This is a genomic window from Bradyrhizobium sp. 25ACV, from assembly GCF_054863005.1.
Map to the genome: position 1 here is coordinate 1 of NZ_JAVAYO010000139.1, position 262 is coordinate 262.

The window sequence follows — 262 nt, forward strand, 5'->3', positions numbered from 1 at the left end:
TAGACCGCGGCGACGTCGTCATAGGCCACGCACAGCAAGCCGTCGCTGTCGCCGATCACCAGATCGCCCGGCGCTATCACCATGCCGTCGATGGCGATGGGGACGTTGATCTCGCCCGGGCCGTCCTTGTAGGGCCCCCGGTGCGTCACGCCGGCGGCAAACACGGGGAAGGCGCCGGCCAGGATGGCAGCCAGGTCGCGCACGGCGCCGTTGATCACGATGCCGCCCAGGCCGCGACGGATGGCGTGCGCCACCATCAGCT

The 262-nt window shown here is 70.2% G+C and carries 1 protein-coding gene; it reads right to left on the reverse strand.

Annotation, left to right across the window (positions count from 1 at the left end; all coding sequences use genetic code 11):
* Positions 1 to 262 (reverse strand): RraA family protein (locus RAD04_RS38890; RefSeq protein WP_461627995.1); only part of this gene is annotated, 262 nt, incomplete at both ends.